This is a genomic window from Streptomyces sp. NPDC037126 (assembly GCF_055605965.1).
The window spans coordinates 1045384-1065326 of sequence record NZ_JBVJTD010000001.1; the positions used below are offsets into that span (position 1 = coordinate 1045384).

The following is a 19943-nucleotide window of genomic DNA, read 5'->3' on the forward strand; positions in this document are numbered from 1 at the left end:
CGCGGCTCGCACCCCTGTGCGAGGGTCGGCCGGATCATGTCGTACGGGTGGGCGGCCGGGACGCGGACCGCCCACCCGGGCCCGCTACTTGACGGCGCGCAGCGCGTTCACGACGCCAAAGCCGTAGAAGCCGTTGACGCGCTTGCCGCCGACGCAGGTCGCGTCCACTACCCCGTCGCCGTCGCCGTCGTAGGGTGCCCCGGGACAGCCCGGGTTGTCCGCCTCGGCCTTCAGCAGGGCCTGCAACTGGGCCGGAGTGGCGTGCGGGTGGGCCGACTTCAGCAGCGCGGCCACCGCGGCCACGTGCGGGGCGGCCATCGAGGTGCCCTGCAGGAAGCCGTACTGGCCGTTCGGCAGGGTCGACAGGATGCGGCCGTTGTGCGACGGGGTGTCGGGGATCTGGTACTTGTCGCCGCCCGGCCCCGCCACGTCGATCACGCCCCTGCCGTAGCTGGAGTAGTACGACTTGGCGCCCTTCACGCCCACCGCGCTGACGGTGACCACGCCCGGCAGCTGGGTCGGCACGTCGAAGCACTCGTGCGGGTCGACCGTCCGGGTCCCGGGCGTGGAGTCGTCCGGGCTGGAGGCGTCCACGAGCGCGTGCGCGTCCAGATCGTCGTTGGAGTTGCCCGCCGAGGCCACGTTGAGCGTGCCCTTGCGCTGTGCGTACGCCTGTGCCCTGTTGACCGCGTCAACGATGGCACGTTGATCGGGGTCGTCCATGCAGTTGTACAGCCAGGGATCAACGTAGTAGCTGTTGTTGGTGATCTGGATGCCGTGGTCGGCGGCGAACACGAAGGCGCAGACCACGCTCTCCGGGTAGAACAGCGAGTTCGCGTCCGGCTGGGCCACCGTGATGCTCGCGACCCGCACGCCCGGCGCGACCCCCGCCACCCCCGTGCCGTTGCGGGCCGCGGCTATCTCACCGGCCACATGGGTGCCGTGGTAGTGGTCGGCGTCCACCGGCCGCCACGCGCCGTACGTCGTGTCCGCCCTGCCGCTCACGCAGTTCGCCGACTGGGAGGCCGAGAAGTTCGGGGCGATGTCGGGATGGGTGTCGTCCACGCCGGTGTCGATCACCCCGACGGTCACGCTCCTGCTGCCGGGGTCGATCCGTGCGGCCTGGTCGGCGCCGATCGCCCGCAGATCCCACTGGTCCGCCTCCAGCGGCTCCTCGCCGGGCGCCGCGTCCCGGGCGAGCCGCGCGGCCTCCGCCTTCGACAGCACCTGTACGGCGCCCTCGTCCGTGGTGCCCGCCGCGCTCAGTGGAGCGGTACGCGTGGCGCCCGCCGACTCCACCCCGCGCACCGCGCGCATCCTGCGGGCGAAGCCGGGGTCGGCGGAATGGACGACGAGCACGCCGATCCGGTCGTAACCGGCCACGAGAGTACCGCCGTTGCGGACGACCTCCCGCCGTACCGACTCGATCGTGCGGTGGTCCGTCCTGGTGTTGACCACGTACGCGAACTCCGGACCGGCCACCGCCCGCACGGCCGTGGCCCCGGCGGGCGCCGCGGAGGCCGCGGAGGGCAGGAAACCGAGCGAGGCGGTCAGGGACAGCACGACCGGCACCGCGAGCGCGAGCCGGCGTCTGGAACGCAGATGAGCCATGGGTTCTCCACATCATCCGGATACAGAACCGCCCGAGACACGGATCGGTGCTCGGGCAGGTACATGGCGGGTGGTGCAGGCAGAAGCTATCCCCCCGGCTCAGCGATCGGCAATGACTTGGCAATGACTCGCCAAGACCGCTTGCGAAAGAAACTCATAGGACTTGAACCGGTCCTCGCGTGGCGCCGTGGACCTCGGCAGGGAGCGCTAGCACCATCGAGCCCCCGGTCGTAATGGCATCCGCAAACGCGAGGAGACTCCGTGGCCACCGAGACACCGCCCCCCGCGACACCGGGGGTCCCGCTTCCCTCCACCGAGGAGTTCACAGAAGTGCAGCAGAGCGCGGAGTTCGGTGAACTGCGCCGTGCCCACCGCTCGTTCGCCTTCCCGCTGACCGTCGCCTTCATCGCCTGGTACCTGCTCTACGTGCTGCTCTCCAACTACGCGGGCGGCTTCATGGGCACCAAGGTGGCGGGCAACGTCAACGTGGCCCTGGTCCTCGGTCTCGCCCAGTTCCTGACCACCTTCCTCATCGCCTGGTGGTACGCCCGGCATGCCGCCACCAGGCTCGACCCCCGGGCCGAGGCCATCAAGTCCCGGACGGAGGGCGGAGCATGAGCCCCGCGGCGCACACCCTGCTGGCCGCCGGCGAGGCGAGCCAGCACCGGACCCTGATCGTCACCCTGTTCGCGGTCTTCGTCGCCGCGACCCTCGTCATCACGGTCTGGGCCGGCCGCCAGACCAAGGACGCCGCCGACTTCTACGCCGGCGGCCGCCAGTTCACCGGCTTCCAGAACGGCCTCGCCGTCTCCGGCGACTACATGTCTGCCGCGTCCTTCCTCGGCATCGCCGGCGCCATCGCCCTCTTCGGCTACGACGGCTTCCTGTACTCCATCGGCTTCCTGGTCGCCTGGCTGGTGGCCCTGCTCCTGGTCGCCGAGCCGCTGCGCAACTCCGGCCGCTACACCATGGGCGACGTGCTCGCCTACCGGATGCGCCAGCGGCCCGTCCGCACCGCCGCGGGCACCTCCACCATCGTCGTGTCGATCTTCTACCTGCTCGCCCAGATGGCCGGCGCGGGCGTGCTGGTGTCGCTCCTGCTCGGCATCACCAGCGACGGCGGCAAGATCGGCATCGTCGCCCTGGTCGGCGTCCTGATGATCGTGTACGTCACCATCGGCGGCATGAAGGGCACCACCTGGGTCCAGATGGTCAAGGCGGTGCTGCTGATCATCGGCGCCCTGCTGCTGACCTTCCTGGTCCTCCTGAAGTTCCACTTCAACGTCTCGGACCTGCTCGGCAAGGCCGCCGACAACAGCGGCAAGGGCGCGGCGTTCCTGGAGCCCGGACTGAAGTACGGCGCCACCGGGACCACCAAGCTGGACTTCGTCTCGCTCGGCATCGCCCTGGTCCTCGGCACGGCGGGACTGCCGCACATCCTCATCCGCTTCTACACCGTGCCGACCGCGAAGGCGGCCCGTAAGTCGGTCATCTGGGCGATCGGCCTGATCGGCACCTTCTACCTGATGACCCTCGCCCTCGGCTTCGGCGCGGCCGCGCTGATCAAACCCGCGGAGATCATCGCCTCCAACAAGGCGGGCAACACCGCAGCCCCGCTCCTCGCCCTGCACCTCGGCGGAGTGGGCTCCGACTGGGGCGCCGTCCTGCTCGCCACGATCTCCGCGGTCGCCTTCGCGACCATCCTCGCCGTCGTCGCCGGCCTCACCCTCGCCTCGTCCTCCTCCTTCGCCCACGACATCTACGCCAACGTCATCAGGAAGGGGCAGGCCACCGAGAAACAGGAGATCGGCGCGGCCCGCTGGGCGACCGTCGGCATCGGCGCCGTCTCCATCGTCCTCGGCGCCCTCGCGCGCGACCTGAACGTGGCCGGCCTGGTCGCCCTCGCCTTCGCCGTCGCCGCCTCCGCCAACCTGCCCACCATCCTCTACAGCCTCTTCTGGAAGCGGTTCACCACCACGGGTGCCCTGTGGTCGATCTACGGCGGCCTGGTCACCGCGGTCGGCCTGGTGCTGTTCTCGCCGGTGGTGTCCGGCAGCCCGGCCTCGATGTTCCCGGAGGCCGACTTCCACTGGTTCCCGCTGGAGAACCCCGGGATCATCTCCATCCCGGTCGGCTTCCTGCTCGGCGTCGTGGGCACCCTGTTGTCGAAGGAGGTCCCGGACGCCGGCAAGTACGCCGAACTGGAGGTGCGGTCCCTGACCGGCACCGGAGCGCACTGACACGTTCGTACGAAGGCCGTGTCGGCCGGGACTGTACGGTCCTACGACACGGCCGCGTCGTACCTCGTCGGATCGGGTCGCTGTCGTTGTCAGCCGTGTCACGTAGGCTCGCAGGTAACGGAAGACGAATGCTCCGGCAACGAGGGAGGGGGCCCACGTGCTCATCGACACCTACGGCCGAGTGGCCACCGACCTGAGGGTCTCGCTGACCGACCGGTGCAACCTGCGCTGCACGTACTGCATGCCCGAGGAGGGCCTGCAGTGGCTGGGCAAGCCCGACCTGCTCACGGACGACGAGATCGTCCGCCTCATCGACATAGCGGTCCGGATGCTCGGCATCGAGGAGGTCCGTTTCACCGGGGGCGAGCCGCTGCTGCGCCCCGGCCTGGTGGGCATCGTCGAGCGCGTCGCCGCGCTCGCCCCACGCCCCCAGATGTCCCTCACCACCAACGGCATCGGCCTCAGGCGCACCGCGACCGCCCTGAAGGCGGCCGGTCTGGACCGGGTCAACGTCTCCCTCGACACCCTCCGCCCGGACGTCTTCAAGACCCTCACCCGCCGCGACCGGCACAAGGACGTCATCGAAGGCCTGGAGGCCGCCCGCGAGGCGGCCCTCACCCCGGTCAAGGTCAACACGGTCCTGATGCCGGGGCTGAACGAGGACGAGGCCCCCGACCTGCTCGCCTGGGCCGTGGAGCACGACTACGAACTGCGGTTCATCGAGCAGATGCCGCTGGACGCCCAGCACGGCTGGAAGCGCGAGGGCATGGTCACCGCCGGGGACATCCTCGCCTCCCTGCGCACCCGCTTCGACCTCACCCCCGAGGGCGCCGCGGCCCGCGGCTCGGCGCCGGCGGAGCGCTGGCTGGTGGACGGCGGCCCGCACCGGGTCGGCGTGATCGCCTCGGTCACCCGCCCGTTCTGCGCGGCCTGCGACCGCACCCGCCTGACCGCCGACGGGCAGATACGCACCTGTCTGTTCGCCACCGAGGAGACCGACCTGCGCGCCGCCCTGCGCTCCGGCGCCCCGGACGAGGAGATCGCCGGCATCTGGCGCCAGGCGATGTGGGGCAAGAAGGCGGGCGCGGGACTGGACGACCCGTCGTTCGTGCAGCCGGACCGCCCCATGTCGGCGATCGGCGGCTAGAGCGCCCAGGCCGGGAGGCGGCGGCTAGGAGTCGCCTGCCTCCTCGGCCGACTGCCACTGCGCGAGCGACACGACGTCCTTCAGGAATCCCCGCACCCCGAGGAACTGCGACAGATGCTCACGATGTTCCTCGCACGCAAGCCACGTCTTGCGCCGCTCCGGCGTGTGGATCTTCGGGTTGTTCCACGCCAGCACCCACACGGCGTCGGCGCGGCAGCCCTTGGCGGAGCAGATCGGGTTCTCGTCACTCACGGGTTCGTCTCGGGTTCTTCCCACGAAAAAGGGTGCAGAACAAGGCGACGCCGAGCAGCCACGGGGGGAGCTGCCCGGCGTCGGTCCGTCGCTCCGACGGGGGATGCGGAGCGCGTACGCAGTATGTCACGGGTCACCCGCCGACCGGCAGCGGAACTGCACGATTGATCTGAGCTTTTCTTGAGCTTGACGGGGGGTCGCGTTCCGCTTCCGCCACGTCCGACGTGGTCACCCGGGGTCGGGCCGCTCACCGTGCACACCGGCCGCCGGATTCGTCGGCACGTCGTCGGCCTCCGCCTGTTCGTCCTCCGCCCGGCGCGACGTGATCATCGGGCGCATGGGCACGGTGACGAACGTCGAGGGAAGAGAGGGCGGCCTCTCACGGCCCGCGTTCGCGATCACCACGGCGATGTAGGGCAGGACCGCACCGGCCACCAGGGCCACGATCGCCACGTACCGCTCGACGTTCCACAGCGTGGCCGCGAGGATCACGGCCATGGTGCGGATCGTCATCGAGATCACGTACCGCCGCTGCCGGCCGCGCACGTCCTCGGCGAGTCCCGTCCGGGCTCCCGTGATCCGGAACACCTGGACGTTGCCGTCGTGCTGTTTCCGCATCACTTTCCACCATCCGCCCGCATCGGACTCTTCCCCCGGTCCGCACCTCGTCCGGCGCGGCGGGGAACCACCGCCGGAACAACTCCACGTTACGCCGCGGCCGCGCCGCCGACGAGACCGGGTCGCCCCCTGCCAGCGACGACGCGGCCGCCCCGGCGCGCACGCGGGAACCCGACATGCGCCGTACGGCGGACCGACCCACACTGACCGTGATGCTCACGTCGATCCGTACGAGGAGGCAGCCATGGGCTGGTTGTGGGCGATCATCGTGGGATTCGTGCTGGGCCTCATCGCCAAGGCGGTCATCCCGGGCAAGCAGCACAGCCCGCTCTGGCTGACCACCATCTGCGGCATGCTCGGCGCCATCGCGGGCAACGCCGTCGCCCGTGCCCTCGGCGTCGAGACGACCCGGGGCATCGACTGGAGCCGGCACATCTTCCAGATCGTGGCGGCGATCATCATCGTGGCCGTGGTCGACGCCCTCTACATGGCGACCCTGGGCAAGCGCAAACAGCAGCAGGCCTGAGCAGGCGGCGCCCCGACCCAAGCGGGGCGCGGGGGTCGCGCGCGAAGGAGCGGCGAACGCCGTACCCCGCGGACCCCCACGCCCCTACGGTGTCATGCGCCCGTGACCTCGACCGCGGCCAGGTTCCGCTTGCCGCGCCGCAGCACCAGCCAGCGACCGTGCAGCAGCTCCTCCCGCCCCACGACGGCGTCCTCGGCGGCGACCTTGACGTTGTTCACGTAGGCCCCGCCCTCCTTCACGGTCCGCCGCGCCGCGGACTTGCTGGCGACCAGTCCGACCTCGGCGAACAGATCCACCACCTGACCAGGCTCGGCCACCCGGACGTGCGGCAGCTCGGACAGCGCGGAAGCCAGCGTCCGCTCGTCCAACTCCGCCAGCTCACCCTGGCCGAACAGCGCCTTGGACGCGGCGATCACCGCGGCCGTCTGCTCGGCGCCGTGCACCAGCGTCGTCAGCTCCTCGGCGAGCGCGCGCTGCGCGGCCCGGGCCTGCGGACGCTCCTCGGTCTGCCGCTCCAGCTCCTCGATCTCCTCGCGCGAGCGGAAGCTGAAGATGCGCAGGAACTTCGAGACGTCCCGGTCGTCGGCGTTGACCCAGAACTGGTAGAACGCGTACGGCGTGGTCATCTCGGGGTCGAGCCACACCGTGCCCGACTCGGTCTTGCCGAACTTGGTGCCGTCCGCCTTGGTGATCAGCGGGGTGCCGAGCGCGTGCACCACGGCGTCCGGCTCGGTCCGGTGGATCAGGTCGGTGCCGGAGGTGAGGTTGCCCCACTGGTCGCTGCCGCCGGTCTGCAGGGTGCAGCCGTAGCGCCGGTACAGCTCCAGGAAGTCCATGCCCTGCAGGATCTGGTAGCTGAACTCGGTGTAGCTGATGCCCGCGTCGGAGTTGAGCCGCCGGGAGACGGCCTCCTTGGCGATCATCTTGTTGACCCTGAAGTGCTTGCCGATGTCCCGCAGGAACTCGATGGCCGACAGGCCCTGGGTCCAGTCCAGGTTGTTGACCATCACCGCGGCGTTCGGGCCCTCGAAGTCCAGCAGCGGCTCGATCTGCGCGCGCAGCCGCTCCACCCACTGGGCGACGGTCTCCGGCGCGTTCAGCGTGCGCTCCGCGGTGGGCTTCGGGTCACCGATCAGACCGGTGGCCCCCCCGACCAGGCCCAGCGGGCGGTGACCCGCCTGCTGGATGCGGCGCATCGTCAGGATCTGCACCAGGTTGCCGAGGTGCAGACTGGGCGCGGTCGGGTCGAAGCCGCAATAGAACGTGACGGGACCGTCCGCGAACGCCTTGCGCAGTGCGTCCTCGTCCGTGGAGAGGGCGATCAGCCCCCGCCACTTCAGTTCGTCGACGATGTCCGTCACGGTTCTCGTGTCTCCTAGGTGATCATGGGGCAGTCGGGTGACAGCCGACTACGAGGTTATACGCCCTGACTGACAGAACTCATGTTGAAATCGGGGACCCGCAGCGCCGGCATCGCGGCCCGGGTGAACCAGTCGCTCCACTCGCGCGGCAGCGTCCGCTCGGTGCGGCCCGCCTCGGTGGCCCGCCGCAGCAGCTCCACCGGCGACTCGTTGAACCGGAAGTTGTTCACCTGGCCGGTCACCTCGCCGTTCTCCACGAGGTAGACGCCGTCCCGGGTCAGGCCCGTGAGCAGCAGCGTCGCCGGGTCCACCTCGCGGATGTACCACAGGCAGGTCAGCAGCAGCCCGCGCCCGGTGTCCGCGACCATCTCCTCCAGGGAGCGGTCGTTCCCGCCGTCCAGGATCAGGTTCCCCGGCGCCGGCGCGACCGGCAGCCCGGTCAGGGCGGCGCTGTGCCGGGTCGTCGTCAGGTGCCTGAGCCCGCCCTCGCCGATCCAGTCGGTGGCGCGCGTCGGCAGGCCGTTGTCGAACACCGACTGGTCGCCGCCGGAGGAGTGGGCGACCACGAAGGGCGCGCACTCCAGGCCCGGCTCGTTCGGGTCGCTGCGCAGGTTCAGGGGCAGCTCGGAGAGCTTCTCGCCGATCCGGGTGCCGCCGCCCGGCCGGGAGAACACCGTGCGTCCCTCGGCCGCGTCCCGGCCCGAGGCCGACCACAGCTGGTAGATCAGCAGGTCGGCGACCGCGGTCGGCGGCAGCAGCGTCTCGTAGCGGCCCGCGGGCAGCTCCACGCGCCGCTCGGCCCAGCCCAGGCGCACGGCCAGCTCGGCGTCGAGGGCGCCCGGGTCGACGTCCTTGAAGTCACGGGTGGAGCGGCCGGCCCAGGCCGATCGCGTGCGGTCGGGCGACTTGGCGTTCAGCTCCAGGGTGCCGGTCGGCTGGTCGTGCCGCAGCCGCAGGCCCGTGGACGTCCCCACGTACGTCGACACCAGCTCGTGGTTGGCGAAGCCGTACAGTTCCCGGCCGCCGGCCCGCGCGCGTGCGAAGGCCTCGCCGAGCGCCGGGGCGAAGTCGGCGAACACCGCGGAGGAGGTCTCGGCGGGCGCGTCCGCGAAGTCCGGCGCCTGCGGCACGTCCGTGACCAGGGGCTGCGCGTCCTCGGCGGGCCCGGCCCCGCGCGCCGCCCGCTCGGCGGCGCGCACCAGCGGCTCCAGCTCCTCGGCCGTGACGGCCGAGCGCGAGACGACGCCGGAGGCCGTGCCCTCCGCGCCGTCCACGGTCGCGATCACCGTGAGCGTACGGCCCCGCGTCACACCGTTCGTGGTGAGCGCGTTGCCCGCCCAGCGCAGGTTGGCGGTGGAGTGCTCGTCCGCGATGACGACGCAGCCGTCGGCCCGGGACAGCGCGAGGGCCTGCTCGACGACCTCGTGCGGCTTGTTGGAACGGGCGCTCATCGACCGGCCTCCTGCGTGGTGTTGAGGATGTTGACGCCCCGGAAGAGGGCCGAGGGGCAGCCGTGGGACACGGCGGCGACCTGGCCCGGCTGGGCCTTGCCGCAGTTGAAGGCGCCGCCGAGCACATAGGTCCCCGGACCGCCCACCGCCGCCATCGACCCCCAGAAGTCGGTGGTCGTCGCCTGGTAGGCGACGTCCTTCAGCTGCCCGGTGATCCGCCCGTTCTCGATCCGGAAGAAGCGCTGCCCGGTGAACTGGAAGTTGTACCGCTGCATGTCGATCGACCAGGACCGGTCGCCGACCACGTAGATGCCCCGGTCCACGCCTCCGATCAGGCCCTCGGTGGACAGCCCCGCGGGGTCCGGCCGCAGCGACACGTTGGCCATGCGCTGCACCGGCACATGCCCGGGGGAGTCGGCGAACGCGCACCCGTTGGACCGCTCGAAACCGGTCAGCCGGGCGATCCTGCGGTCCAGCTGGTAGCCCACCAGCGTGCCGTCCTTCACCAGGTCCCAGGACTGCGCCTCGACGCCCTCGTCGTCGTACCCGACGGTCGCGAGCCCGTGCTCGGCGGTGCGGTCGCCGGTGACGTTCATCAGCTCCGAGCCGTACGCCAGCTTGCCGAGCTGGTCGAAGGTGGCGAAGGAGGTGCCGGCGTAGGCGGCCTCGTAGCCCAGCGCCCGGTCCAGCTCCGTCGCGTGCCCGATGGACTCGTGGATGGTCAGCCACAGGTTGGACGGGTCGACGACCAGGTCGTACAGGCCGGGCTCCACGCTCGGCGCCCGCATCTTCTCGGCGAGCAGCCCCGGGATCTGCTCAAGCTCCGCGTCCCAGTCCCAGCCGGTGCCGGTCAGGTACTCCCAGCCACGCCCCACGGGCGGCGCGATGGTCCGCATGGAGTCGAACTCCCCGCTCGACTCGTCGACCGACACGGCCGTGAGCTGCGGGTGCAGCCGGACCCGCTGCTGGGTGGTCACCGTGCCGGCCGTGTCGGCGTAGAACTTGTTCTCGTGCACGGTGAGCAGCGAGGCGTCCACGTGGTTGACGCCGTTCGCCGCCAGCAGCCGCGCGCTCCACTCCGCCAGCAGCCCCGCCTTCTCCTCGGCGGGCACCGAGAACGGGTCGATGTCGTACGAGGAGACCCACGTCCGGTCCGCGTGCACCGGCTCGTCGGCGAGCTCCACCCGCTCCTGCGAGCCCGCCGCCTTGATCACCTGCGCGGAGAGCTTGGCCATGGCGACCGCCTGCGCGGCCACCCTGGCGGCCGCGTCCATGGTCAGGTCCACCCCGGACGCGAACCCCCACGTACCGCCGTGCACGACCCGGACCGCGTACCCGAGGTCGGTGGTGTCCGACGACCCCGCAGGCTTGGCGTCCCGCAGCCGCCAGGAGGCGCTGCGCACCCGCTCGAACCGGAAGTCCGCGTGCTCGGCCCCGAGCGCACGCGCGCGGGCGAGCGCGGCGTCGGCCAGGGCCCTGAGCGGCAGCGCCGTGAAGGCTTCGTCGATGGAATGAGGCACCGAGGTCTCCCTGCTGTCGTGGCCTGTCGGATCCGATCATGTCGCGCGGGCGGCCCGGGGGACCACACCCTTTCGCTTCCGGACCGGCACATTCTGTAGGGATCCGACAGGGACTGTCCCGCGCCACTGTCGGTGCCCGATTGCCCACGGGCACGGCGGTACCGATAGGTTTTCGAGGAAGCCGCCTGTCATCCAGGTGTTCGGGCGGGTTGTCGGACATCTGCAGACCGCTATCGAAAGGGTGATCCGTTGAGCCGCTCGGTTCTCGTCACCGGAGGCAACCGGGGCATCGGCCTCGCCATCGCCCGGGCATTCGCCGACGCCGGGGACAAGGTCGCGATCACGTACCGCTCGGGTGAGCCGCCGGCCGGTTTCCTCGCCGTCAAGTGCGACATAACGGACCCGGAGCAGGTGGAGCAGGCCTACAAGGAGATCGAGGACCAGCACGGTCCGGTCGAGGTCCTCGTCGCCAACGCCGGCGTCACCAGGGACCAGCTCCTGTTGCGCATGTCCGAGGAGGACTTCACCTCGGTCATCGACACCAACCTCACCGGTACCTTCCGCGTCGTCAAGCGTGCCAACCGCGGCATGCTGCGCGCCAAGAAGGGCCGCGTCGTCCTGATCTCCTCCGTGGTCGGACTGCTGGGCTCGGCGGGGCAGGCGAACTACGCCGCCTCCAAGGCCGCCCTGATCGGCTTCGCGCGCTCCCTCGCCCGTGAGCTGGGTTCGCGCAACCTCACCTTCAACGTCGTCGCGCCCGGCTTCGTCGACACCGACATGACCAAGGTGCTCAGCGACGAGCAGCGCGCGAACATCGTGTCGCAGGTGCCGCTGGGCCGTTACGCGCAGCCGGAGGAGATCGCCGCGACGGTGCGGTTCCTCGCCTCGGACGACGCCTCGTACATCACTGGAGCCGTCATCCCCGTTGACGGCGGACTGGGAATGGGTCACTGATCAACATGAGCGGAATCCTCGAGGGCAAGCGCGTCCTGATCACCGGGGTGCTGATGGAGTCCTCCATCGCCTTCCACACCGCCAAGCTCGCGCAGGAGCAGGGTGCCGAGATCATCCTCACCGCGTTCCCGCGGCCCACGCTGACCGAGCGCATCGCCAGGAAGCTGCCGAAGCCGACCAAGGTCATCGAGCTGGACGTCACCAACGACGAGCACCTCGGCCGGCTGGCCGACGTGGTCGGCGAGGAGCTGGGCGGCCTCGACGGCGTCGTGCACTCCATCGGCTTCGCGCCGCAGGACGCGCTCGGCGGCAACTTCCTGAACACGCCGTTCGAGTCGGTGGCCACCGCCATGCACGTCTCGGCGTACTCGCTGAAGTCGCTGACGATGGCCTGCCTGCCGCTGATGCAGAACGGCGGCTCGGTCGTCGGCCTCACCTTCGACGCGCAGTTCGCGTGGCCGCAGTACGACTGGATGGGCCCGGCCAAGGCCGCCCTGGAGGCCACCAGCCGTTACATGGCGCGCGACCTGGGCAAGCAGAACATCCGCTGCAACCTCGTCTCGGCGGGCCCGATCGGCTCCATGGCCGCCAAGTCCATCCCGGGCTTCAGCGAGCTGGCCTCCGTGTGGGACAGCCGCTCCCCGCTGGAGTGGGACCTGAAGGACCCCGAGCCGGCCGGCCGCGGTGTCGTCGCCCTGCTCAGCGACTGGTTCCCGAAGACCACCGGCGAGATCGTCCACGTCGACGGCGGTCTGCACGCCATCGGTGCCTGACCACCACGGCCGCTTCGCGGCCGGCGCGGACCGACGAGGCCCGTGAGCGAAGAGGCCCGCACCCCGCCCGGGGTGCGGGCCTCGCCCGTGCCGGGCCCGTCACCCGTTCGGGCCACCGGCCGGGCGCCCCGCCGACCGGGCGGCGCACGCTGATTACGCGTTCATCCGGCGTGTCCCTCCGCAGCGCGGCCGAGGAGGTCCCTTTGTGCGCCTGTCCCGCAGTCTGGCCCCGCTGACCGTGGCCCTGGCCCTCGTGCTGTCCCTGCCGTACGAAGCGATGCCCCACGCGCGCGCGGGCGACGGGAAGCCGCCCGCGCCGGACCTGTTCGGCGCCGCCTGCCGTACGGCCGTGCACGGCTCCCACGTGATCGCCTACTGCCACAACCCCTATGCCGACACCGACCGCGTCCGGCTGCACATCGAGTGCGCCCGCTGGTGGGACATCGACGTCGACAGCGCTCCGGCGGACACCCCGCCCGCCATGACCGTACGGCTCTCCGGACGGTGCTGGAAGGAGGTCGGCTCGGCGTGGATCAGCCACCAGAAGGTGGGCTGATCCTGCCCGGACGGCACTGGAACGGATAGCCCGCGGCCTCTTCCTCCGCCGCCTCGGCGTCACCCGTGCGGATCGCGTCCATGAGCCGTGTGTGGTCCATGTACGTCTCCGGTGTCAGCTCCGCACCGACGTCCGCGCGCAGCCAGTCCCGCATCACCTCGCCGAGGTCCGCGTACATCGCCGTCATGACGTCGTTGTGGGAAGCGGCCACCACGGCGAGGTGGAACGTGGCGTCGGCCGTCACGAAGGCCTCCGCCTCGCCCGTCTCCCAGGCCTCCTCGCGCCGCGCCAGCAGCGCGTCCAGCTGCTTGAGGTCCTTCTCGGTGCGCCGCTCGGCGGCGAGCTTGGCGGCGGCGGACTCCAGCGTCGAGCGCAGTTCGGCGATGTGCCGCGGGTCCGCGCCGGCGAACCGGCGGTGCATCACGCCGGCCAGCTCGCTCGTCGCCACGACATAGGTGCCCGAGCCCTGCCGGATGTCCAGCAGACCGTTGTGGGCGAGTGCGCGGACGGCCTCGCGGACCGTGTTGCGGGCGACCCCGAGCTGCTCGACCAGTTCCGGCTCGGTCGGAATGCGTGCGCCCACCGGCCACTCGCCGGAGGTGATCTGGTTGCGGAGCGCGGCGATGACCTGCTCGGACAGCGCCGATCGGCGCGGGTGGCTCAGGGGCATGGCACACCTTCGCACGAGGGACCCGGGCGCGGACGCCCCGGGGATGGACAGTCAATCATCCCATGATTCTATGATGGGTCTCATGGCTGGTGAGGAAATGCGGACAGTGGACACCCGTACGGCGATGACACCGACCGGACGCGGTACGGGAGCCGCGGCGAGCACAGACGAGAGGAAACCCGGCGCGGCGCCGGCGCGCCCGTGGATGATCCGTCTGGTGATCGTCGGCATCGTGCTGTCCGCGCTCAACCTCCGCCCCGCCATCACGAGCCTCGGCGCCCTCCTGGAGGAGGTCCGCGGCGGGCTCGGCATGAGCGGCAGCGTGGCCGGGCTGCTCACCTCCGTGCCCCCGCTGTGCTTCGCAGTCTTCGGCGTGACCGCGCCCCGCCTGGCCCGCCGCTTCGGACCGGGCGCCGTGGTGTGCGCCGGCATGGCCGCCATCACCGCGGGCCTGCTGATACGCCCGTACGTCGGGAGCACCGGCGGCTTCCTGGCCGCCAGCGCGCTCGCCCTGATGGGCATCGCCGTCAGCAACGTGCTGATGCCGGTCATCGTCAAGCGCTGGTTCCCCGACCGGGTCGGCTCCATGACCGGCCTCTACTCGATGGCCCTCGCCCTCGGCACCTCGCTCGCCGCCGCGGTGACCGTGCCGCTGACCGACGCCATGGGCGGCAACTGGAAGTCCGGACTCGCCGTCTGGGCGGCCGTCGCCGCCGCGGCCGTCCTGCCCTGGCTGCCGCTGGTGCGGGAGCGCGGCACCGCTCCCGCCGAGGAGCCGGGACCCTCGCCCGCTGCCCGGCAGGACCAGCCCCCGCTGCGGATGGCCCGCAGCCGCACCGCCTGGGCGCTCGCCGTCTTCTTCGGCCTCCAGGCCACCGCCGCCTACATCACCATGGGCTGGATGGCCCAGATCTTCCGGGACGCCGGCGTCCCGGCGGGCACCGCGGGCCTGCTGCTCGCCGTCACCATGGTGATGGGCGTGCCGCTGGCCTTCGTCATCCCGCGCGTCGCCGCCCGGCTGCCCCATCAGGGCCCGATCGTGCTGGTACTGGGCGTGTGCGGGCTCGCCGGGTACGCCGGCCTGTACTTCGCCCCGGCCGCCGGATCCTGGGCCTGGGCGGTGCTGCTCGGCGTCGCCAACTGTGCCTTCCCGCTGGCGCTCACCATGGTCGGCATGCGGGCCCGCAGCGGCCCGGGCGTGGCCCAGCTGTCCGCCTTCGCGCAGAGCACCGGCTATCTGATCTCCATCCCCGGCCCGCTCCTGGTCGGCGTGCTCTACCAGCACAGCGGCGGCTGGGGCCTGCCGATCGCCCTGATGGCGGGCCTGATGCTGCCCCAGATGGCGGTGGGCTTCATGGCCGGCCGCGACCGCACGGTGGAGGACGAGGCGGCCGGTACGGCGGCGGCCGACACGGCCGGGCGCTGACCCCCGCGGGCACGGAAGCGGGGCAAGGGTGCGAGACTGTGCGCATGCAGCCTGTGCTCGAGCCGAACCCGCAGAACGGCCAGAAGAAGATGCTGATCGTCTTCGGCTCGTTCTTCGCCATCTTCGTGATCATCGCCGTCATCGCGACCCTCGCGTCCCCGTGACGGCCACCCTCGCGGCGGATGCTGGGGCTGTCCCCACCATCCCCTAGGGGGAAAGGGTCAGGGTCAACTGGGTGGAACTCCGGATGGGTTGGCGGCACCGGATTCCGTAGCTTCGAGAGGTGGCCGCGCGAGGCGGTCACCGGCCCACTCGGAGACCCCCGGAGGCGATCATGCCGGCCCGCACCCACTCCCGGCCCCACCCGGCGACCTCGGGCGGCGTCGACATCCGGCTGCCCTGGTGGGCCCTCGCCCTGCCCGCGCTCGCCTTCATCACACTGCTGCTGCTGATACTCAACCCGGCGGACGCGCACGCGGCGAGTGACGGCCCGGCCGTCGCCCACCTCTTCGAGCGCGTCCAGCAGGTCCTCGCGCGCTGACCAGGAGCCCCCTCGGGCGGCGAATCCGCATGTCAACTCCCTGCGCCACGTGGCCTGTTTCATGCGAAGCTGGGACCCATGAGCGTCGCAGAACCCCGCAGGATCGCCCTCTTCCGGCATGCGAAAGCCGACTGGCCCCAGGTGTCCGACCACGAGCGCCCGCTCGCCGAGCGGGGCCGCAAGGACGCCGCGGTCGCCGGACGCAAGCTGACCGACACCGGCATCACCTTCGACCTGGCCGTCTGCTCCACCGCGACCCGGACCCGCGAGACCTGGAAGTTCGCCGTCCACGAACTGACCCACCGGCCGAAGACCGTCTACGAGGAGCGGGTCTACGAGGCCTCGCCCGGTGAACTGATCGCCGTGCTGAACGAGGTCCCGGACGATGTCAGGAACGTGATCCTGATCGGCCACAACCCGGGCGTGCACGGCCTCGCCGACATCCTGGCCGGCTCCGCCGAGGGCGACGCCCGGGACCGGATGAACAGCCGCGGCTTCCCGGCCGCCGCCTTCGCGCTCCTGACCTTCGACGGCCCCTGGAAGAGCCTGGAGCCGGGCGTGGCCACCCTCGCGGACTACTGGGCGCCCTCGGAGTGACCCGGAGCCCGACGCCGTAGCGCACGGCGCACCCGGCACGGCGAAGGGCCCGGCACCCCAGGGGCGGCCGGGCCCTTCCGCGTCCGCCGCTCCGGTTCAGCCCTCGTCGTGGGTGTCGGCCGCCTCGACCTCTTCCCGGGTGACGCCGAGGAGGTAGAGGACCGTGTCGAGGAACGGGAAGTTCACCGCCGTGTGCGCCGCCTCGCGGACCACCGGCTTGGCGTTGAAGGCGACACCGAGGCCGGCCGCGTTCAGCATGTCCAGGTCGTTGGCGCCGTCACCGATCGCCACCGTCTGGGACAGCGGCACCCCGGCCTCGGCGGCGAACCGGCGCAGCAGCCGGGCCTTGCCCGCCCGGTCCACGATCTCGCCGGTGACCCGGCCGGTCAGCCTTCCGTCGACGATCTCCAGCGTGTTGGCCTGGGCGAAGTCGAGCCCCAGCCGCTCCTTCAGATCGTCCGTGACCTGCGTGAACCCACCCGAGACGACACCCACCTGGTAGCCCAGCCGCTTCAGCGTGCGGATCAGGGTGCGCGCGCCCGGGGTCAGCCGGACCTCGTTGCGCACCTTCTCCACCACCGAGGCGTCCAGCCCCGCCAGCAGGGCCACCCGCGCGTGCAGCGACTGCTCGAAGTCCAGCTCGCCCCGCATCGCCGCCGCCGTCACCTCGGCGACCTTGTCTTCGCAGCCCGCGTGCGCGGCGAAGAGCTCGATGACCTCGTCCTGGATCAGGGTGGAGTCCACGTCCATGACCACCAGCCGCTGTGCGCGCCGGTGCAGGCCCGCCGAGACGACCGCGACGTCGACACCCAGTGCCGCCGCGTCCGAGGCCAGGGCCGTGCGCAGCGGCTCGGTCTCCACACCCGAGACGGCGAACTCCACGGCGGTCACCGGGTACTTGGCGAGCCGGAAGATGCGGTCGATGTTGCCGCCGGCCTTCGCGATACGGGCGGCGATGGCGGCGGTCGACTCGGCGGTGAGCGGATGGCCGAGGACGGTCACCAGGGAGCGGCCGAGGCCGCGGGGACGGTTGTCGCCCCGCCCCGAGATGATCTCCGCCTGCATCTTCATCGACTCGGCCCAGCTGTGCACGGTGGCCCGCAGGTCGCCCTCCACGCCGGTGGGCGGCTGGCTGACCAGCGCGCACAGCACCAGGCGGCCCCGGGTGACGACCTGCTCGATGTCGACCACGTCGACGGAGTAGGCGGCAAGCGTGTCGAAGAGGCCGGCCGTGATGCCCGGCCGGTCCTTGCCGAAGATCTTGACGAGGAGAGTGGGAACCTCGGGAGTCTGCGAAGCGCTCATGGTGTCACCACCGTATCCGGCACCCAGTGCCGCACGCCGCCGAGGTCCGCCTGACGGACACGGAACAATGAGTGGCGGTCCGATGTCGTGGATCTTGCCAGGGGGAGACCCGCCGGAAGACGGTACGCCCCCTCGCGCACCGCCGCGCGCGGCTCCACCACGACTCTCCCACGGCCGCGCCCCGGGGGCAGCCCCGTACGGCCACCCGGGCCACCGGAACGCGGCCCGCCCGGCTCCGCGCGGCACGGCGCACGCACCGGAGCCCACGGCGCCGGCACGCCGTTCCCCGCCTCCGGAGCCGCTTCCGTGTCGGTGCGTGCCTTACCGACCCCGGCAGGCCCCGCACGCCGACCGGTGTCCGCGAGCCGCCGCGCTCACTCCGGGGTCACGGAGCCGCCGCGAAGCCGGCGCCTGACGGTTCAGCCGCGCCGCGGCGGCCTCCCCGGAGGGGGTGGTGGGGGAGGCGGCGGGGGCCACTCGGAGCCGTCCGGGCCCTGAGGGCGTTCACCCGGCCGGGGCGCCGGACGGCGCCGGGGACGTGGGGGAGCCGGGCCGAGCGGACGGGCGATGGTCGGGGCGCCGTACATGTCGTTCCCGGTCGGCGGCGGGGCGTCCCGCGGCTCCTGGCGCACCTGCTCAGGCACCTGGAGGTAGGGGTTGGCGTCCGGGTTCGGCGGCCGGTACGGCCTGCGAGGCACGTAGGGACCGGCGTCGCCGCCGTCCTCGGCACCGCCGACACGATCCACACCGCCGACACTGCCGGCATCGCCGACACCGCGGGCACGGTCTGCACCGGCCGCACCGCCGCCCCCACCTCCGCCGCCCCCACCTCCCTCAACCCCCGCCCAGAGCCCCACCCCGCTCCGTGCCGCCCACGTCGCGCGGGTTCCCGCCGCCCCGGTCGCCCGGGCCAGCAGCGCTCCGGCCGCTCCCGCCCCCGCGCCCCACAGGGCGCCCAGGAGGAGCGCCATGCCCAGGTGGCCGTGCAGTTCGATGCCCGCGCCGAAGGCGTCGAAGCCGAGGACGGACAGGGAGGCGCTCGCGGACACGTCCGTCAGCCAGGCCAGCAGGGGCAGGGCGAGGGCGGTCGTGACACCGAGCCGCAGCGCGCAGCGGCCGGCCAGGCCCAGGGCGCCGTCGGCGGGTGGGGCCACCGGCGTGCGTACGGCCGTCAGCACCCCGGCGAGCAGCATCATGACGACCGCCGCCACCACCAGCAGCCACACCCGCCCGTCCAGGTCCGCCAGCCGGCCCACCGTCACCGGCTGGTCGGAACGCGCGCTGAGCAACTGGTCCAGCGGGTGCGGGAGCACCTTGCCGAGTTCACCCGTGGCCCTGCCGTCCCAGGGGACGAACAGACCGAGGGGGATGCCGAGCCAGACGCCGTTCGGCGCGCCGAGCAGCGCCGCACCGGCGATCCGCCGGGGATGGTCGTCGCCGATCGCCGCGTAAGCCGCCGCCGCGCACCCGGCCGCCACGGCCGTCAGCAGCACGGTGACGAGCGCCGAGGCCGCCGGCCGTACCACCCGGTGCACCGCGCCCCAGCCCGGCGGCAGGGGGGTGCGGCGGGAGGCGAGCAGCGCGACCAGCAGGACACCGGCGCACCAGCCGAGGCCGCCGAGCAGGGTGGCCGAGGTGTCCACGGTGAAGCCGACCGCGGCCTTGGCGTGGATCAGATCGCCGATCCGGTCCGGCAGCAGACCGCTCACGTCGCCGAGCCCGGGAACGTTCAGTCCGCCGCCCTTGCCGCCCGAGCCGGGCAGCCGGTCGAGGCCGAGCGAGCCGCCGTCGAGGGTGATGACGTCGTGGCCGGCCCAGGCGAGGCCGCCCAGTACCGCCACGAAGAGCACGACCACCGCGCCCGCGCGGACGAGGAGTTCGGCGGGCGCGATCACAACTGAGGCCGTGCGCAACGACCGCAGGAAGAACCACGACAGCAGCAGCGCACCGACCAGGCTCACCCCGAGTGGCGTGATCTCGATGGCGGTGTGCGCCTGGCCGCCGGTCAGCCCGAAGGCGGACACATCGCCCGACGGCGACACCGAACCACCTGCCCCGAGCGCCACAACGGCCGCCGTCATGGGGCCTAGTGAGCCCTCGGCGTCGGCACGGAGCAGATGCAGACCGAGCGCGGCCGTACCGGCCATCCCTATCAACGCCCAGCTCACCGCGGCGATCGCGGACAGCAGGACGTCCGTCCAGGGCAGCGCCCCGCCGTGGCCCGCGCGCCCGGCGTCCGTGGCAGACCTCATGGCAGACCCCCCGATCCGCGGCGCGGCACCGCAGCCGCGCTTGTCCCCCCTCGCGGGGATTACCACTCTCCGGCCCGGTTTCAACCCCGTCAACGGCGCGAGTTGAAGCGCGTGAGGGCGCTCGTGGCAAGGCCCGGGTTTCG

At 71.9% G+C, this 19943-nt stretch carries 20 protein-coding genes; 11 read left to right on the plus strand and 9 right to left on the minus strand.

Annotation, left to right across the window (positions count from 1 at the left end; genetic code table 11):
• Positions 1-84: 84 nt before the first annotated feature.
• Positions 85-1611, minus strand: coding sequence for a S8 family peptidase (locus ACZ7FF_RS04825; RefSeq protein ID WP_470809481.1), 1527 nt, complete (start codon positions 1609-1611; stop codon positions 85-87).
• A gap of 261 nt (positions 1612-1872) precedes the next feature.
• Here ACZ7FF_RS04825 and ACZ7FF_RS04830 point away from each other — a divergent pair, with 261 nt between their 5' ends.
• The 3 genes from ACZ7FF_RS04830 to moaA all read left to right on the plus strand — a co-directional run bounded on the left by ACZ7FF_RS04830 (position 1873) and on the right by moaA (position 4998).
• The gene (locus tag ACZ7FF_RS04830) at positions 1873-2229 is read left to right on the plus strand and encodes a DUF485 domain-containing protein (RefSeq protein ID WP_470809483.1); all 357 of its coding nucleotides are present in this window, start codon (positions 1873-1875) and stop codon (positions 2227-2229) included.
• The gene (locus tag ACZ7FF_RS04835) at positions 2226-3851 is read left to right on the plus strand and encodes a solute symporter family protein (protein WP_470809485.1); all 1626 of its coding nucleotides are present in this window, start codon (positions 2226-2228) and stop codon (positions 3849-3851) included. Before ACZ7FF_RS04830 ends, ACZ7FF_RS04835 begins: the two co-directional genes overlap by 4 nt.
• A gap of 157 nt (positions 3852-4008) precedes the next feature.
• A complete protein-coding gene (moaA, locus tag ACZ7FF_RS04840; RefSeq protein ID WP_470809487.1) occupies positions 4009-4998 on the plus strand; it encodes a GTP 3',8-cyclase MoaA in 990 nt (329 codons plus the stop codon).
• Positions 4999-5022: 24 nt separating this feature from the next.
• On the opposite strand, the gene ACZ7FF_RS04845 is transcribed toward moaA, so the two are convergent.
• Positions 5023-5250 carry a hypothetical protein gene (locus ACZ7FF_RS04845; protein ID WP_470809489.1) on the minus strand — a complete coding sequence of 76 codons (228 nt, stop codon included), beginning with the start codon at positions 5248-5250 and terminating at the stop codon, positions 5023-5025.
• A 228-nt stretch (positions 5251-5478) separates the two neighbouring features.
• Complete coding sequence (locus ACZ7FF_RS04850; protein ID WP_470809491.1) at positions 5479-5868, minus strand: DUF3099 domain-containing protein; 390 nt, start codon at positions 5866-5868, stop codon at positions 5479-5481.
• A 244-nt stretch (positions 5869-6112) separates the two neighbouring features.
• Between ACZ7FF_RS04850 and ACZ7FF_RS04855 the strand changes: the two genes are divergently transcribed.
• Positions 6113-6394, plus strand: coding sequence for a GlsB/YeaQ/YmgE family stress response membrane protein (locus ACZ7FF_RS04855; RefSeq protein WP_470809492.1), 282 nt, complete (start codon positions 6113-6115; stop codon positions 6392-6394).
• Positions 6395-6486: 92 nt separating this feature from the next.
• Here the strand turns inward: ACZ7FF_RS04855 and tyrS are convergent, their stop codons facing one another.
• The 3 genes from tyrS to ACZ7FF_RS04870 are packed head-to-tail and all read right to left on the minus strand — an operon-like array spanning position 6487 to position 10726.
• Positions 6487-7755, minus strand: coding sequence for a tyrosine--tRNA ligase (gene tyrS / locus ACZ7FF_RS04860; RefSeq protein WP_470809494.1), 1269 nt, complete (start codon positions 7753-7755; stop codon positions 6487-6489).
• A 56-nt stretch (positions 7756-7811) separates the two neighbouring features.
• Entirely contained in the window at positions 7812-9206 is a 1395-nt protein-coding gene (locus ACZ7FF_RS04865) for a metallopeptidase TldD-related protein (protein ID WP_470809495.1), read from the minus strand.
• Positions 9203-10726 carry a TldD/PmbA family protein gene (locus tag ACZ7FF_RS04870; RefSeq protein ID WP_470809496.1) on the minus strand — a complete coding sequence of 508 codons (1524 nt, stop codon included), beginning with the start codon at positions 10724-10726 and terminating at the stop codon, positions 9203-9205. Before ACZ7FF_RS04870 ends, ACZ7FF_RS04865 begins: the two co-directional genes overlap by 4 nt.
• A 249-nt stretch (positions 10727-10975) precedes the next feature.
• Between ACZ7FF_RS04870 and fabG the strand changes: the two genes are divergently transcribed.
• The 3 genes from fabG (at position 10976) to ACZ7FF_RS04885 (ending at position 13009) form a co-directional block, all read left to right on the plus strand.
• A complete protein-coding gene (fabG, locus tag ACZ7FF_RS04875; RefSeq protein ID WP_470809498.1) occupies positions 10976-11680 on the plus strand; it encodes a 3-oxoacyl-[acyl-carrier-protein] reductase in 705 nt (234 codons plus the stop codon).
• Between the two features lie 5 nt (positions 11681-11685).
• Entirely contained in the window at positions 11686-12453 is a 768-nt protein-coding gene (fabI, locus tag ACZ7FF_RS04880; RefSeq protein ID WP_470809499.1) for an enoyl-ACP reductase FabI, read from the plus strand.
• A 205-nt stretch (positions 12454-12658) separates the two neighbouring features.
• Positions 12659-13009 carry a hypothetical protein gene (locus ACZ7FF_RS04885; RefSeq protein WP_470809501.1) on the plus strand — a complete coding sequence of 117 codons (351 nt, stop codon included), beginning with the start codon at positions 12659-12661 and terminating at the stop codon, positions 13007-13009.
• Here the strand turns inward: ACZ7FF_RS04885 and ACZ7FF_RS04890 are convergent.
• A complete protein-coding gene (locus ACZ7FF_RS04890) occupies positions 12987-13679 on the minus strand; it encodes a FadR/GntR family transcriptional regulator (protein ID WP_470809503.1) in 693 nt (230 codons plus the stop codon). The two genes, ACZ7FF_RS04885 and ACZ7FF_RS04890, sit on opposite strands and share 23 nt — an antisense overlap.
• A 124-nt stretch (positions 13680-13803) precedes the next feature.
• On the opposite strand from ACZ7FF_RS04890, the gene ACZ7FF_RS04895 reads away from it, so the two are divergent.
• The 4 genes from ACZ7FF_RS04895 to ACZ7FF_RS04910 all read left to right on the plus strand — a co-directional run bounded on the left by ACZ7FF_RS04895 (position 13804) and on the right by ACZ7FF_RS04910 (position 16243).
• A complete protein-coding gene (locus ACZ7FF_RS04895) occupies positions 13804-15105 on the plus strand; it encodes a CynX/NimT family MFS transporter (RefSeq protein ID WP_470809598.1) in 1302 nt (433 codons plus the stop codon).
• A gap of 44 nt (positions 15106-15149) precedes the next feature.
• A complete protein-coding gene (locus ACZ7FF_RS04900; protein ID WP_453172273.1) occupies positions 15150-15269 on the plus strand; it encodes an SGM_5486 family transporter-associated protein in 120 nt (39 codons plus the stop codon).
• A gap of 170 nt (positions 15270-15439) precedes the next feature.
• Positions 15440-15646, plus strand: coding sequence for a hypothetical protein (locus ACZ7FF_RS04905; protein ID WP_470809504.1), 207 nt, complete (start codon positions 15440-15442; stop codon positions 15644-15646).
• 78 nt (positions 15647-15724) lie between these two features.
• Positions 15725-16243 carry a SixA phosphatase family protein gene (locus ACZ7FF_RS04910; protein ID WP_470809506.1) on the plus strand — a complete coding sequence of 173 codons (519 nt, stop codon included), beginning with the start codon at positions 15725-15727 and terminating at the stop codon, positions 16241-16243.
• Positions 16244-16339: 96 nt separating this feature from the next.
• Here ACZ7FF_RS04910 and serB read toward each other — a convergent pair whose 3' ends face one another.
• A complete protein-coding gene (gene serB, locus ACZ7FF_RS04915) occupies positions 16340-17548 on the minus strand; it encodes a phosphoserine phosphatase SerB (RefSeq protein ID WP_470809508.1) in 1209 nt (402 codons plus the stop codon).
• A gap of 419 nt (positions 17549-17967) precedes the next feature.
• On the minus strand, positions 17968-19800 hold the full coding sequence (locus ACZ7FF_RS04920) for a streptophobe family protein (RefSeq protein ID WP_470809510.1): 1833 nt from the start codon (positions 19798-19800) through the stop codon (positions 17968-17970).
• Positions 19801-19943: the final 143 nt, after the last annotated feature.